General features: G+C 39.9%; 16 protein-coding genes. 4 read left to right on the top strand and 12 right to left on the bottom strand.

Annotation, left to right across the window (positions count from 1 at the left end):
• Positions 1-5: 5 nt before the first annotated feature.
• The 8 genes from B9T33_RS03300 to B9T33_RS03335 all read right to left on the bottom strand — a co-directional run bounded on the left by B9T33_RS03300 (position 6) and on the right by B9T33_RS03335 (position 7,148).
• Entirely contained in the window at positions 6-209 is a 204-nt protein-coding gene (locus B9T33_RS03300; protein ID WP_086177524.1) for an NF038104 family lipoprotein, read from the bottom strand.
• Positions 210-240: 31 nt separating this feature from the next.
• Positions 241-1,269: a GTPase Era gene (gene era / locus B9T33_RS03305; protein WP_086177525.1), complete on the bottom strand. Its 1,029-nt coding sequence runs from the start codon at positions 1,267-1,269 to the stop codon at positions 241-243.
• Complete coding sequence (gene rnc / locus B9T33_RS03310) at positions 1,269-1,967, bottom strand: ribonuclease III (RefSeq protein ID WP_086177526.1); 699 nt, start codon at positions 1,965-1,967, stop codon at positions 1,269-1,271. The genes era and rnc overlap by 1 nt, the downstream gene beginning before the upstream one ends.
• Positions 1,939-2,310, bottom strand: coding sequence for a DUF4845 domain-containing protein (locus B9T33_RS03315; RefSeq protein WP_086177527.1), 372 nt, complete (start codon positions 2,308-2,310; stop codon positions 1,939-1,941). The genes rnc and B9T33_RS03315 overlap by 29 nt, the downstream gene beginning before the upstream one ends.
• Positions 2,311-2,330: 20 nt before the next feature.
• The gene (gene lepB, locus B9T33_RS03320) at positions 2,331-3,158 is read right to left on the bottom strand and encodes a signal peptidase I (protein ID WP_086177528.1); all 828 of its coding nucleotides are present in this window, start codon (positions 3,156-3,158) and stop codon (positions 2,331-2,333) included.
• 21 nt (positions 3,159-3,179) lie between these two features.
• Entirely contained in the window at positions 3,180-4,997 is a 1,818-nt protein-coding gene (lepA, locus tag B9T33_RS03325; RefSeq protein WP_086177529.1) for a translation elongation factor 4, read from the bottom strand.
• Positions 4,998-5,172: 175 nt separating this feature from the next.
• A complete protein-coding gene (locus B9T33_RS03330) occupies positions 5,173-5,637 on the bottom strand; it encodes an acyl-CoA thioesterase (protein WP_086177530.1) in 465 nt (154 codons plus the stop codon).
• A gap of 128 nt (positions 5,638-5,765) precedes the next feature.
• Positions 5,766-7,148, bottom strand: a complete 1,383-nt coding sequence (locus tag B9T33_RS03335; RefSeq protein WP_086177531.1) for a Do family serine endopeptidase — start codon at positions 7,146-7,148, stop codon at positions 5,766-5,768.
• Between the two features lie 227 nt (positions 7,149-7,375).
• On the opposite strand from B9T33_RS03335, the gene nadB reads away from it, so the two are divergent.
• Positions 7,376-9,010, top strand: coding sequence for an L-aspartate oxidase (nadB, locus tag B9T33_RS03340; RefSeq protein ID WP_086177532.1), 1,635 nt, complete (start codon positions 7,376-7,378; stop codon positions 9,008-9,010).
• An 82-nt stretch (positions 9,011-9,092) separates the two neighbouring features.
• On the opposite strand, the gene B9T33_RS03345 is transcribed toward nadB, so the two are convergent.
• From B9T33_RS03345 to pabC, 4 genes are all read right to left on the bottom strand, one after another.
• Positions 9,093-9,512, bottom strand: coding sequence for a PaaI family thioesterase (locus B9T33_RS03345; protein WP_086177616.1), 420 nt, complete (start codon positions 9,510-9,512; stop codon positions 9,093-9,095).
• A 70-nt stretch (positions 9,513-9,582) separates the two neighbouring features.
• Positions 9,583-10,188, bottom strand: a complete 606-nt coding sequence (tmk, locus tag B9T33_RS03350; RefSeq protein ID WP_086177533.1) for a dTMP kinase — start codon at positions 10,186-10,188, stop codon at positions 9,583-9,585.
• Positions 10,189-10,197: 9 nt separating this feature from the next.
• A complete protein-coding gene (gene mltG, locus B9T33_RS03355; protein ID WP_086177534.1) occupies positions 10,198-11,250 on the bottom strand; it encodes an endolytic transglycosylase MltG in 1,053 nt (350 codons plus the stop codon).
• A gap of 1 nt (position 11,251) precedes the next feature.
• Entirely contained in the window at positions 11,252-12,061 is an 810-nt protein-coding gene (gene pabC, locus B9T33_RS03360; protein ID WP_086177535.1) for an aminodeoxychorismate lyase, read from the bottom strand.
• Positions 12,062-12,222: 161 nt separating this feature from the next.
• Here pabC and B9T33_RS03365 point away from each other — a divergent pair, with 161 nt between their 5' ends.
• The 3 genes from B9T33_RS03365 (at position 12,223) to B9T33_RS03375 (ending at position 15,050) form a co-directional block, all read left to right on the top strand.
• Positions 12,223-13,230, top strand: a complete 1,008-nt coding sequence (locus tag B9T33_RS03365; RefSeq protein ID WP_086177536.1) for a sulfate ABC transporter substrate-binding protein — start codon at positions 12,223-12,225, stop codon at positions 13,228-13,230.
• 174 nt (positions 13,231-13,404) lie between these two features.
• Positions 13,405-14,418: a sulfate ABC transporter substrate-binding protein gene (locus tag B9T33_RS03370; RefSeq protein WP_086177537.1), complete on the top strand. Its 1,014-nt coding sequence runs from the start codon at positions 13,405-13,407 to the stop codon at positions 14,416-14,418.
• A 26-nt stretch (positions 14,419-14,444) separates the two neighbouring features.
• Positions 14,445-15,050: an alpha/beta hydrolase gene (locus tag B9T33_RS03375; RefSeq protein WP_086177538.1), complete on the top strand. Its 606-nt coding sequence runs from the start codon at positions 14,445-14,447 to the stop codon at positions 15,048-15,050.
• Positions 15,051-15,121: the final 71 nt, after the last annotated feature.

A 15,121-nucleotide genomic window follows, 5' to 3' on the forward strand; every position in this document is an offset into this window, starting at 1 on the left:
AATCGTTAATCCTTATTTTTTTTCTTTTTTGAATCTTCTTCGTCTTCTTCATCATCCCCATCAGGAATGATTGCACCCACGACTGCTGCTGTACCTTTAACAACACCTTTGGTGGTTTTATAAGCGACTTTAACAGGAACAGTAACGATTTTATGAATACACCCTTGTAGAAACAAAACACATGCAACTACGGCCAATACTTTCATCATTACTATTCCCTCAAAGTTTGTTGTTTAACGATTAGATATCGCTATAACCTAAGCTTTTTAATGCACGCTCATCATCAGACCACCCGCCTTTGACTTTCACCCAAAGCGTTAACATGATTTTTTGCTCGAACATTTTTTCCATATCTACACGTGCGTCCATACCGATTTTTTTCAGTTTGGCACCTTTCTCACCAATCACAATAGCCTTCTGACCAGAGCGATCGACAAAAATAGTCGCATCAATATAAGTACACGCCGCTTTTGGACGACCAGTTTTAGGATTTACCGTCGCTTCTTCAGTCTTAAATGATTCAATTTGAACTGTTAAATCATAAGGAAGCTCTTCACCCAATTGACGCATGATTTTTTCACGAATAATTTCAGATGCAAGGAAGCGCTCTGAACGATCCGTTAATTGTTCAAGTGCATAAAGAGGTGGCTGGAACGGTAAATAGTTTTCAATGGTATTGCGCAAATGATCTAAATTGGCACCGCGCAATGCAGATACAGGAACAATTTCTGCAAAATTCATCAATTTTGCACGTTCTTGAATCAATGGTAATGCATGGTTTTTATTTTCTAGCGTATCAATTTTATTGATCACTAGAATCACTGGCATATCCGCATTTTTCAGCTTTTCTAAAACTAGATCATCATTTTGTGTCCATTTGTCTGCATCAATAACGAATAGGACAAGGTTCACATCACGAAGTGCTGAATGTGCTGCACGGTTCATCATTTTATTGATAGCACGTACTTCTTTTTTATGCATCCCTGGGGTATCAACAAATACCGCCTGAGATTTTTCACGCGAGTCAATACCGACAATTTTATGTCGAGTTGTTTGCGGTTTTCGTGAAGTAATCGATAGTTTCTGACCCAAAATATGGTTCATTAGGGTCGATTTACCTACGTTCGGACGACCAACAATCGCCACAAATCCACTTTTAAAATCTGCCGGAATTTCAGTGCCTTGTGCACTAAAAAATTGGCTAATTAAATCGTTACTGTCGCCTTGCGACTCGTGATCAGCATCTACGTGATCGGAATGAGTAGTCATTAAGACTTTTGCTCCAAAATTTCTAAGATATCTGCCGCTACTGCTTGTTCAGCAAAGCGACGGCTTGATCCTTCACCAGATTTCACAGGCAAACCCACCACAGTACATTCCACTTTAAAATGCTGATTTGGTGCATCACCTTGAATATCCACAACCTCGTAAACCGGGAGAGGTTTTTTACGTGCTTGTAAATACTCTTGTAAGCGTGATTTAGGATCTTTTAGTTGATCCGTTGGTTCAATATGGTCTAAATAAGGTACATACCATTTTAGAACAATAGGTTCCAAGACTTTTAAATCCTGACAATCCACATATATCGCGCCAATAATTGATTCAACTGTATCGGCAAGTATAGACTCGCGATGATGACCGCCAGATTTCAATTCACCAGTACTTAGGATAAGTTCCTGACTGAGTTTTAAATCGTTGGCGATTTTACCTAATGCCTCCTGACGAACAAGCGTCGCACGCATACGCGTTAAACGCCCTTCATTTTCATTCGGATAGGCATGGTACAGATAATTGGCAATTATCATACCCAATAATGAATCGCCTAGATATTCTAAGCGCTCATAATTGTATTTATGGCTCACCGATCGGTGGGTCAAGGCCAGTTGTAACAATTCAGGTTGTTTAAACTGATAACCGATACGACTTGCTAAACGGGCTTCATTTAGCTTGGACTGAGCTTTGATCAAAACTTTTCTCGAACTTCAACACAATATCAATATTCAATAAGAAGGGTTTTCTTATCTCATAATCTTTTTTCACTTGTAGACTATCTACATTAGTGACCTGAGCAATCTCTTTGAAGTTTAAGTCACGTACACCATTCATGTCTAAACGCTGTGCCATTTGTGATTCAAACTTACTCGGAGCAATGTTTTTAGGACTGCTCTTCATTAAATCTTCAATTTCATTGTTGACGAGACGATCATCAACATACGGTCCCCAAACCGCGATTAACGCTTTTGCTAGAAAAGCAAATCCAATGATAGCAATTAAAATTGCAATATAAGACGTTCCCCGTTGATGTCTCATTTTATTTTCCTAATGTAAGACTAATCTATACCACCATTACGACTAAACGATGGCAGTTTAAAACCAGGTTCCTTATGCATCCATTTATAAAAAGCACGACCCGTTAAATTTTCCTCTGGTACAAATCCCCAAAAACGACTGTCAGCACTTTGATCACGATTATCCCCCATCGCGAAATAATGACCTGCAGGAACCTTAACTTCCCAATATAAACCATTTTCAGTTGAATATTTACCATTTTCAACATAGTTGATAAATGGTGCTTGACGCGCAATATTCATGCCTTCCAGTTCACGCATGGTAAAGGTGTGTGTACCCAGAGTTTCTTTATGATAAATCGATGTCGGTGTGTCTTGATTATCTTTTTCACGGCTAAATTCAACAGGTACTTTTGGTACTTTTTGACCATTAATACTCAATTGACCATGATCATAAACAATATGATCACCCGGCAAACCCACAACACGTTTAATATAACTAATAGTCGGTTGTGGTGGATAACGGAAGACAATCACATCACCACGTTCAGGTTCACCCACATTAATAATTTTCTTATTGATGATCGGTAATCGAACACCATATTCAAATTTATTCACTAGAATAAAATCGCCAGTTTCCAAGGTCGGAACCATAGAATCAGACGGAATATTGAAAGGTTCATACAAGAATGAACGCAATACTAAAACAACTGCCAATACTGGCCAGAAGTCATACGCCCAAGTAATAATGACATTTTCATTACCCTTACCTTTGGTCTGTCGTTGTTTCCAGACAAACTTATCCAATAGCCAAATCAAGAAAAAAATGACTGTGGCAGGAACAAGGATCAAATTAAAATCAAAATCCATGAGCGCATAAACCTCTATTTATTATCTTTCTACTTTCAATACAGCAAGGAACGCTTCTTGCGGGATTTCAACACTACCCACTTGTTTCATACGTTTCTTACCTTCTTTTTGTTTCGCAAGAAGTTTCTTCTTACGTGACACGTCACCACCATAACATTTTGCCAATACGTTTTTACGCATCGCTTTTACTGTTGAACGTGCAATAATTTGTGCGCCAATTGCAGCTTGAATGGCCACATCAAACATTTGACGTGGAATCAATTCTTTCATTTTTTCAACTAACGCAATACCACGATGACGTGCATCTTGACGGTGACAAATCATCGCTAAGGCATCCACCTTCTCGCCATTAATTAACACGTCAACCTTAACCAAAGATGAACTTTCAAAACGGGTAAAGTTATAGTCTAGCGACGCGAAACCGCGTGAACATGATTTCAATCTATCAAAGAAATCCATCACCACTTCTGCCATAGGAATATCAAAACTGATTGAAACTTGGTTACCCAAGAATTTCATGTCTTTTTGTACACCACGACGCTCTACACACAAGGTCATGACATTACCCAGGTATTCTTGCGGTACAAGAATATGACACTCAGCAATCGGTTCACGTAAATCTTCTACAGTTGAACCATCTGGCATTTTAGAAGGGCTGTCGATGTAAATGGTTTGACCATTTTTCATCACTGCTTCATAAATTACCGTTGGTGCAGATGAAATCAGATCAAGATCGTACTCACGCTCTAAACGTTCCTGTACGATTTCCATGTGCAGCATTCCCAAGAAGCCACAGCGGAAACCAAAACCCAATGCATCCGAACTTTCTGGCTCGAAGAACAATGCTGAGTCATTGATTTGCAATTTGTGTAGTGCTTCACGGAATGGTTCAAAGTCACTTGAATCGATTGGGAATAGTCCCGCATAAACCTGAGGCTTAACTTTCTTAAAGCCCGGTAAAGTCGCCACTTCTGGTGTGGTTGATAATGTAATGGTATCACCGACAGGTGCACCAAAAATATCTTTAATACCTGCAATAATAAAACCAACTTCGCCTGCTTCCAATACACCTGTTTCAGTGTGTTTTGGATTAAAGATACCTACAGACGTAATAATGTGTGTTTGGCCTGTTGATTTCATCAACATTTTATCGCCTTTACGCACACGTCCTTCTTTAATACGAACTAAAGAAACCACACCTAGATAGTTATCGAACCATGAGTCGACAATCAGTGCTTGAAGTGGTGCTTCACGGTCACCTTGTGGCGCTGGAATTACGTCAACAAGACGTTCAAGTACGCCATCTACACCTAAGCCTGTTTTTGCAGAACATGTTGGTGCATCGGTCGCTTCAATCCCAATAATTTCTTCAATTTCATGACATACACGTTCAGGTTCAGCCTGTGGTAAGTCAATTTTATTAAGGATCGGTAAAACTTCCAGACCTTGCTCGATTGCGGTATAGCAGTTCGCTACTGACTGTGCTTCTACACCTTGCGCAGCGTCCACAACCAGTAATGCACCTTCACATGCTGCTAAGGAGCGTGATACTTCATAAGAAAAGTCTACGTGTCCCGGAGTATCAATGAAGTTCAATTGATATTCTTGACCATTCGGATGCGTATAATACAAGGTAACCGAAGCCGCTTTAATGGTAATACCACGTTCACGCTCAAGCTCCATTGAGTCAAGAACTTGCGCTTGCATTTCACGATCTTGCAAACCACCACAGGTTTGAATGAAACGGTCAGCCAAAGTCGACTTACCATGGTCAATATGCGCAATGATCGAGAAGTTACGAATGTTTTTAATATCAACAGATTTTTTAGCTTGCGCCATGGGCTACCTTGAAAAAAATAAAGCGCTATGCAACCAATATTTAATGCACAGCAAGTCGAATAGAAATTGCCGAGGATTATAGCAGATGGATTTTTCAAAGTATCGAAAATAATGCACAGCTTTTAATGTGCCATCGCGTATTCGTGATGATTTAAGAAATAAATCGAATTACAGCCTATAACTCAACTACCGATGCATCATAGATACTAAAATCTAGCGGATTTTCTGAATCAGCTAAAGGTTGATAGGCTTGCGTGAAAGTCGGTGACATGCGTTTTGGACGACCTGTGGCAATTTCCACACATGCCCACTGAGTGCTGCCAGTAAACAAAATGCTTTTATCTTTCGGACGATAAAATACATATTGGCGAAAAGAATACAGAGCATTGATATCATTTAACCAAGTCCGCAGAATGATTTCTTCACCGTTTAACGCAGCTTTGCGATATTGCACATGATGTTCTACCGCCACCATGGCATGTTTTAATTCAACATATTCTTTAAGACCTAAACCTAATGCCTCAATATGTGCAGTTGCAACATCCTGCATCCAACTTACATACACCACATTATTAACATGATTGAGCACATCAATCTGTTCAGGTTGAACCGTTATTTTTAAATCAAAAATTGTACTCATAACTTCTTAATATCTGCATAGCTTTTGCAATAGTCTACGCAAAAAAACTACAGCGTAAATTGCAAATTACGCTATTCATTAAAAAAAACCGCTCATTCGAGCGGTTTCAAAACATAAGGATTCAAGCCTTATTGAATACGCATACCGACCATTGCTGTTTGACCTTGACGAATTAAAGATACACGAGCGATGCTACCGTTTTTAAGCTCAGATACAACTTTCACAAATTCTTCTGCATTATTAATGACTTTATTATTGATTTGAGTAATCACATCACCTGATTGAATTCGAGCTTGTGAAGCAATTCCACCAGCACGTACATCTTGAATTAAAACCCCACCTTTAATACTAAGTTGGTTTAATTCATCTGCCGATAAATTGCGAATAGACACGCCAATCACTGGACCTTTTCGTACAGGTTCAACAGTTTCTTTTGCTGGCGTATCATCTGGTGCTGTAGCCAATGTTGCTGTAATGTTATGACGTTTATCATCACGCAAAACTTCCAATTGAATACTTTGGTTTGGACCAGTTCGGTTCAAGTAATTCAATAATTCGCCAGTACGAGAAATAGGCGTACCGTTAAATTTCAAAATAACATCACTCGCTTTTAAGCCCGCCTTGGCTGCAGGTGAACCTGGCACAACTTGGGTAATTAAAGAGCCTTCAGGTTTAGATAAATTATACGACTCCGCCAAGTTGCGATCGACGTCTTGCATCATCACACCTAAATAAGCACGCGTAACTTTACCATTTTTCTTAAGTTGGTCAGCGACTTCCATGGCAACATCAATTGGAATCGAGAATGACAAGCCCATATAGCCGCCTGTACCACTAAAGATACGTGAGTTTACCCCAACGACTTCACCTGACTGATTAAACAAAGGTCCACCTGAGTTCCCTGGATTTAATGCAACATCCGTTTGAATAAATGGAACTGATGTTTCCCCCATCATATTTCGCATTTTGGCACTCACAATGCCGGCAGAAGCAGAATAATCAAATCCGAACGGTGAGCCAATTGCAAGCACAGGCTCCCCGACCCGTAATCGATCAACATTACCCGTTTTCAGTTCAGGGAAATTTGAGCCTTTTACTTTTAATAACGCAACATCGGTACGTTCATCACTACCCACTACAGTTGCATCAATTTCACGGCGGTCATTGAGTACAATCGTTACTTTAGAGGCATCCTCAACCACGTGATGATTTGTTAATAAATAACCATCTTTGCTAATAAAGAAAGCACTACCATAGGCGGTTTTTTCCTGTGGCATTTTTTGCTGCGGAATGATGACTTGATTACCAAAAAAGCGACGTAAAATATCAGGAACTTGTTGTTGAAGTAGCTCTTCTTGGCTGAGTTTTTTAACAACATTGACACTAACAACTGCAGGACTCACCTGCTCCACGAGATTTGAAAAATCTACAGGGCCTGCCGCTTGTGTCTGTGCAGCCGCAACTGTAAATACCGCTGCATATAATCCTTTTTGTACATACGATTTATTCATTGTTAGCATTCACTCAAATTTGCTTATCATTTGAAATACGTTAGTTTTTATCACATTGCAAGTCATTGCTTCGTAATAAAATGTTTGATCATTTTTTATGAAAGCAAGCTTAAGCATTCCTTAATTATTACCTATTTATGAATATTTTTCATTGTTTAGTCACTTTTTAGCCATTGCGTTTTTGTGTAAAAACGGTTGATATGACCGAACATTTTTAAAATTAGCTGATGGACATGTCTAATTTAAACACGACACATCATTTTGATGTGATTATTGTGGGAAGTGGCGGTGCTGGTCTAAGCCTCGCTTTATCATTACCAAATCATTTCAAAATTGCTGTTCTAGCAAAATCAACCTTGACCGATGCAAGTACTTATTTTGCGCAAGGTGGTGTTGCCGCAGTCCTTGATAAAACTGATTCGATTGAACAACATATTGATGACACCATGATTGCAGGTGCACATTTATGTGAAATGGATGCAGTAAAGCAAACAGTTGAAGGTGGTAAACCTTCTGTTGATTTCTTATTGAATCAAGGTGTGCAATTCACCTTAGATGAACAAGAACAACTACATCTCACGCGTGAAGGTGGTCATTCCCAGCGCCGTATTATTCATGCTGCCGATGCAACGGGACGTGCAATTTCAACCACTTTAGTTGAGCGATCACAAGAAAAATCCAATATTCAAATTTTCGAAAATTATATTGCGATAGATTTAATTACAGCGCAAAAGCTGAATCCGAATGCAGAAAATCGTGCATTAGGTCTATATGCACTTGATGAAAAAAATGAAAAAGTTCATACCTTTTTAGCACCTTTTACCGCTTTGGCTTGTGGTGGTGCAATGAAAGCGTATCTCTACACTTCTAATCCTGACATTGCAACTGGCGATGGTATCGCAATGGCTTATCGTGCAGGTTGCCGTGTTGCCAATATGGAATTTAACCAATTCCATCCGACTTGCTTGTACCATCCACAAGCTCGTTCATTTTTAATTACTGAAGCCATGCGTGGAGAAGGAGCATATTTACGTCTACCTGATGGTGAACGTTTTATGCTGCGTTTTGATGAACGTGCTGAACTTGCTCCACGTGATATCGTGGCGAGAGCAATTGACTATGAAATTAAACGCCTCGGCATCCGTCATGTTTGGTTAGACATTACCCATAAACCCGCAGAATTTGTGAAAGAACATTTCCCAACGCTTTATGCACGTCTACTCGAACTTGGCATTGATATAACCCGTGAAATGATCCCAGTTGTGCCAGCTGCACATTATACCTGTGGTGGTGTGGTCGTCGATGAACACAGCCAAACGGATATTCCAGGCCTATATGCGATTGGTGAAACTTCATATACTGGTTTGCACGGGGCTAATCGTATGGCGAGTAACTCACTGCTTGAATGTTTCGTCTATGGTATGAGTGCATCAGAACACATTAAAGCTAACTTTAGCCATCAACATATCCTTCCAACCGTACCGGATTGGGATGATTCACAAGTAACCAATCCTGATGAAGACGTCGTGATTTTACAAAACTGGGACGAACTGCGTCAGACCATGTGGAACTATGTTGGAATTGTCCGAACCACCAAGCGTTTACACCGTGCACTCCATCGTATTGAAATGCTAAAAAGTGAAATCACCGAATACTACCAAGACTATCAAGTTAGTAAAAATTTGATTGAACTGCGTAATTTGGTTTTAGTTTCAGAAATGATCGTGCGCTGTGCCATGCAACGTAAAGAATCTCGAGGTCTACATTACACCTTAGATTATCCTGAACTTGGGCCAGAGCTGCGTAAAACTGTGCTGACGCCACCAAACTTCCAAGTCGAAACACCATTGGTTAATGTTTAAGTTCCATTTTCAAAATTTATTTAAATGTATAGGTCTGAAATAGCCCTATATTTTTTTAATATCAATATTTTGCAGCACAATTTTATCGACGTGGTGGGATTGAATAGGTGCCTGTGACATGAGCCACAGGTTCCTCCATTTGATGAATTGAATAAATCCATACTTCTGCAACTATCAGTGCTTTACCCACTTTTATTAACTTACAGATGCCACGCAAATCTTGACCTGCAACCGGCTTACGCAAAAAATTGATATTCATATTAGTGGTCACAGCCAAACCAACAATACCAATTTCACCCAATATCGCCACATACATTGCAAAGTCAGCAAGGGTCATCATCGTCGGTCCAGAAATCGTGTTACCGGGTCTTAAGTCATTTTCAGCGACATGCCAAATTAAGCTCGCAGATCGATCACTAACGTCTTCAATGCTACAGCGTTGCAAACTTGGCTTAAACTCTTGTTGTAAAAACTTAATGATGTCCTGCTTGGTACTTTGCATAAAAAAAATCATCCATAACTTTTGCTATGAATAATTTTTAAATCATCTACTTAAATAATGCTATGGCATTTTAGACTTGTTGTAGAAATGACAATGCCTGCTCAAATACCTGCTCAGGTGCTTGGGTCGCATCTAAGCGTTTCATTCGCTCAGGACTTTTTTGATGAATTTCGGCAAATCCAGAACGTACTTTCTCAAAGAAAGTTGCTTTCTCTTGTTCAAAACGATCCAGCGCTCCGCGTTCTCTTGCTCGAAGCATGCCCGTTTCAATTGGCGCATCAAGCCAAAAGGTTATATCTGGCATACGCGCGACAAAACTTTCATTTAAAACATTCAGTTTTTCACGGTCCAAACCACGCCCAGCACATTGGTATGCAAAGCTTGAATCAGTAAAACGATCACACAGTACGATTTTCCCTTCCGCCAAGGCTGGCAAAATCACACGTTCTAAATGCTGGGCACGTGCAGCATACATCAACAACAATTCAGTATCATTGCTCATCGCCTCATCATGATTTACAGCTAAAAGTAGTGAACGAATTTGTTCTGCCATGGGTGTGCCACCTGGTTCACGGGTCAGCACAACATTTTTCTCTAATGCTTGGAAATGATCATGTAATTTTCGGATAAGTGTGGTTTTACCTACACCTTCCGTGCCTTCAAAGCTGATAAACATGCTCACTCCTTAATTTTTCGCACGAATCACAGATAAATACTCTTGTACCGCACGGTTATGATCTTGCAAATTGCTGGTAAATTTATGCCCACCATTCCCCGTTGCCACAAAATACACATTGTCCGATGAGTCTGGATGCATTGCAGCTTCAATGGCTTTTTGACTTGGTAAGGCAATTGGTGTTGGCGGTAAGCCATTAATCGTATAGGTATTATAAGCAGTTGGTGTACGCAAATCTTGACGCGTGATATTACCTTTATAGTTATCACCCATACCATAAATCACAGTTGGATCAGTTTGTAGGCGCATCCCTTGTTGTAGACGACGCACAAACACACCTGAAACTTGTTGTAGCTCGCTATCCACACTGGTTTCTTTTTCAATAATCGACGCCATAATTAAGGCTTCATATTTATCTTTATAAGGTAATCCAGTTGCACGGTTTTCCCATGCACGATCCAAAGCTTTCACTTGGCGAAGGTACAAATCTTTTAAAATTTTACGATCTGTTTCGCCTTTGGCAAAAAAGTAAGTGTTTGGTGCAAACAACCCTTCAGGATGTGAATAAGGAATATTCAACTCCTTTAAAATTTGCTCATAGGGCAATTTTCCAATTTCATGCGTTACGAGCGGGTCAGCATTCAACGCATCTATCAATTGCTTAAAGCTTGTGCCTTCAATTACCAAAATTCGGTTCATTTGCGCATTTTCAGAATTTGATATCAAATCCATGACTTCACGCACACTCATACCTTGATGAATTTCATAAACGCCTGCTTTCAAAGTGTCATTGATTATGAATTTCTGATATAGCTTTAAAATGATCGGAAAACTGACCTGCTTTTCTTTGGCTAAACGGTCAATAAATCCTGAATAGGTATCGCCTGTCCCAATGGCCAACATCTGCTTCTTGCCCTCAACGGGATAGCTTTTAAATAGGCTAGACCACAGTAATACAACAACCAGTACAAGTAGCCCAAGACCTGCTACCAATATAGCTTTGAGTGGTAAAGCACGTTGATTTGGCTTTTTCTTTTTCGATTTTTTTGGGGCAGTAGACATATTAACGAATCTGACTTAATTGAAGCGTATGGAAAAGTTCAATACAGGCTTGAACATCTAAATCAACTCCATCTAGAGTTGAAACAATTTTCATTGGACTCAAAGCATTACAGAAAAAAACACTCTGAAATTGGCTAATTTCATCCATCCTGACGTGGCGGGTGATACAACGTATGCCAAATTGCTGCATCCGTTTTAAAATTTCAGCACGCATCACACCATGCACGCCATTATAGCGAAGTTCAGGCGTAATCCACGTGTCATTTATACGAATGAAACAATTACTGCTCACACCTTCAACAACGGTGCCCTGCACATCGGTCACAATCGCTTCAAGCCAAGCTTTCTCATCTAGCTCAGCTTTGAGCATCACTTGTTCAAGTCGATTTAATGATTTTAGCCCGACTAAACTGGGCATGGTCAGCCCCATGGCTTGATTCAAAACACCACTGTCGATGATGTCATATTGAAAATCTGCAAGTGTTTTGGGGTAATAAAACACCCATACATCGGCAGGGTGTTCTGGCAAGCTATAACCTCGCTGCCCTTCGCCACGACTGATGACAATTTTCAAAGTGCCATTGACCGTTTCTTGTTGACGCAAAATTTTTAGTGTTTGTTCGATCAAGTCTAAATTTGCATCTAATTTTAAGCGCTCATTACTCAGCTTTAAGCGTGACAGATGCAACGCCGCCAGCTCAATTTGCCCTTGACGAATACGTGCAGTCGTAAAACAACCATCGCCATAATGAAATGCACGATCCAGCAAATCGATCTGTTCAATGCGTTGTGCATTTTTAAAACACTGCATATTCTGCTGCCCCATTCTAATAGCGCTATTTTAGAAAATTATGCACCACCATATATTTCTTTTTTGTTTATATAAAATTCTTTTTTAATTATTTTTTCTGGATTCAAACTCTCGATATTCTTGCCTCATCCAAAAAAACTTCTAGAAAAATGAGGCAAACAATGAAAATTGCAAAACTTAAAATTGGGGTAATTGCTGCACTACTTTCTGCGACAGCGTTGAGTGTTTCAGCAAAAGACTTTCTAAATGTGTCATACGATCCAACTCGTGAGCTCTATGACAATTTTAATAAAGAATTTGGTGCTTACTGGAAAAAGACCACAGGACAAGACATTAACTACAAACAATCACATGGTGGCTCAGGCAAGCAAGCCCGTGCCGTAATTGATGGCTTAGATGCAGACGTCGTGACTTTAGCCTTGGCGGCAGATATTGATGAAATTGCTGAACGTGGTTTATTGCCGAAAGATTGGCAAAAGAAATTTCCACAAAACTCTACACCGTATACTTCAACCATTGTGTTCCTTGTGCGTAAAGGCAATCCAAAAGGCATTAAAGACTGGGGTGACTTAACCAAATCGGGTGTCGAAATTATCACCCCAAACCCGAAAACTTCAGGTGGCGCACGCTGGAACTACTTAGCTGCATGGGCTTGGGCGCGACATCAACCAGCAGGGAATGATGCCAAAGCTCAAGAATTTGTTCGTCAAATCTATAAACAAACCAAAGTGCTGGATTCTGGTGCGCGCGGCGCGACAACCACTTTTGCAGAGCGCGGTATAGGTGATGTGCTATTGGCTTGGGAAAATGAAGCGCATTTAGCCGTCCGTGAACAACCCGGTAAATTTGAAATTATCACGCCTTCTTTGTCCATCTTGGCTGAGCCACCTGTCGCAATCGTAGAAAAGAATGCCAAGAAAGACGGTAATGAAAACTTGGCCAAAGCCTATCTGAACTATCTATACTCACCTGCTGGTCAAACTGTTGCGGCACAAAATTACTATCGTCCACGTAATGCCACTGTCTTAGCCAAATATAAAAATGTATTTAAGCCATTAAAACTTGTCACTATTGATAAAGAATTTGGTGGTTGGGGCAAAGTACAGAATAAGCATTTTGAAAATGGCGGTATTTTCGATCAAATTGTGAAAGCCAATAATACAAAATAATTCTTAAAAATCGAGAGCATCGCCTGATTCATATCGGTCGATGCTTTTTTTTAACTTTAAAATGTATTATCTTTTTTATTCATATAAAATTCGTTTTTAATTATTTTTTATGCATAAAGAATAGCGCTATCCTGCATCCAAGTTACAAGCATATGTAAAAAGATTGAGGTTCGCATGAGCATTTCTACAAAACTAAAAGTTGGTGTACTCGCAGCAGTAATTTCAACCATTTCATTGGGCGCTGCAGCAAGAGACTTTTTAAACGTTTCATATGATCCAACACGTGAATTGTACGAAAATGTGAATAAAGACTTCAGCAAATATTGGGAAAGCCGTACTGGTCAAAAAATTAATTTTAAACAATCACATGGTGGATCAGGTAAACAAGCGCGTTCTGTAATTGATGGTTTAGATGCTGATGTGGTGACTTTAGCTTTAGCTGCAGACATTGATGTGATTGCAGAAAAAACCAAACTACTCCCAACAGATTGGCAAAAGAAACTACCGCATAACTCAACACCTTATACCTCAACCATTGTGTTCCTTGTGCGTAAAGGCAATCCAAAAGGCATTAAAGACTGGGGCGACTTAGTTAAACCAAATGTCGGCATTATCACACCTAATCCTAAAACGTCAGGTGGTGCGCGTTGGAACTATTTAGCTGCTTGGGCATGGGCGAAGCACCAAACGGGTGGTAACGATGCAACTGCACAAGAGTTTGTACGCAAAATCTTTAAAAACACCAAAGTACTGGATTCAGGTGCGCGTGGTTCAACCACTACTTTTGCTGAACGTGGCATTGGTGATGTGTTATTGGCTTGGGAAAATGAGGCACATTTAGCCATTCGTGAACAACCGGGTAAGTTTGAAATTGTGACTCCATCACTTTCAATCTTGGCAGAACCTCCTGTTGCGATTGTTGAAAAAAATGCAGAGAAAAAAGGCAATCTGAATTTAGCCAAAGGCTATTTAAATTTCCTTTACTCGCCACGCGGTCAACAAATTGCAGCACAAAACTTCTACCGACCACGCAATGAAAAAATACTTGCACAATACACGTCTGTATTTAAGCACCTTAAATTAGTCACCATTGACACAGAATTTGGCGGTTGGGACAAAGTACAAAAAGCACATTTTGAAAATGGCGGTATTTTCGATCAAATCGTAAAAGCCAATACAGCCAAATAATTTTTTGACACAACGAGGAGTTTGACATGACACATACTGTAATTGTCCCTGGCGTAGGTGGTAGCGAACATGCTCACTGGCAGTCATGGTTGCAACGTCAGCTCATGTCATGCTCTCGCGTTCAGCAAAAAGATTGGAATCACCCTGTCCTTAAAGATTGGATTCAACCGTTTGTAAAAACAGTTCGTCCAATCCAAGGTGATATTCAAATTGTGGCACATAGCTTCGGCTGTTTAACCACAGTTGCTGCACTGGCATTGCACCCTGAACTTAATCGAAAAATTAAAAATTTAGTTTTGGTTGCACCTGCAAATCCTGTTCGCTTTGGTGAAAATGGTTTTGCACGTGACAGCGCAGCAGATTACAAAGCATTTTTTCATCAGCTTAATATTCGTGTACCCACCACCATGCTCATTAGTGAAAATGATCCATGGTTAGCATTTGAAGATGCCAAACAACTTGCAGATGCATGGAAACTCTACCCTGTAAATTTAGGGCAAGTCGGACACGTAAATGTTGCATCGGGTTTTGGCCCATTTCCTGAGATTTTCAATTATTTAATTTCAGAAAATTCTATGCAACATATCAATATTACTGATGATCACAAGCATTTATTTAAATTTGCTTTTTAAGCACTGCTAATTATGCTTGTCGCGAATTCGTTTTTTAAATTTTGCTGGCTATTTATGGTCAGCCTTTCTCT

Source organism: Acinetobacter sp. ANC 5054 (assembly GCF_002135295.1).
GTDB lineage: Bacteria > Pseudomonadota > Gammaproteobacteria > Pseudomonadales > Moraxellaceae > Acinetobacter.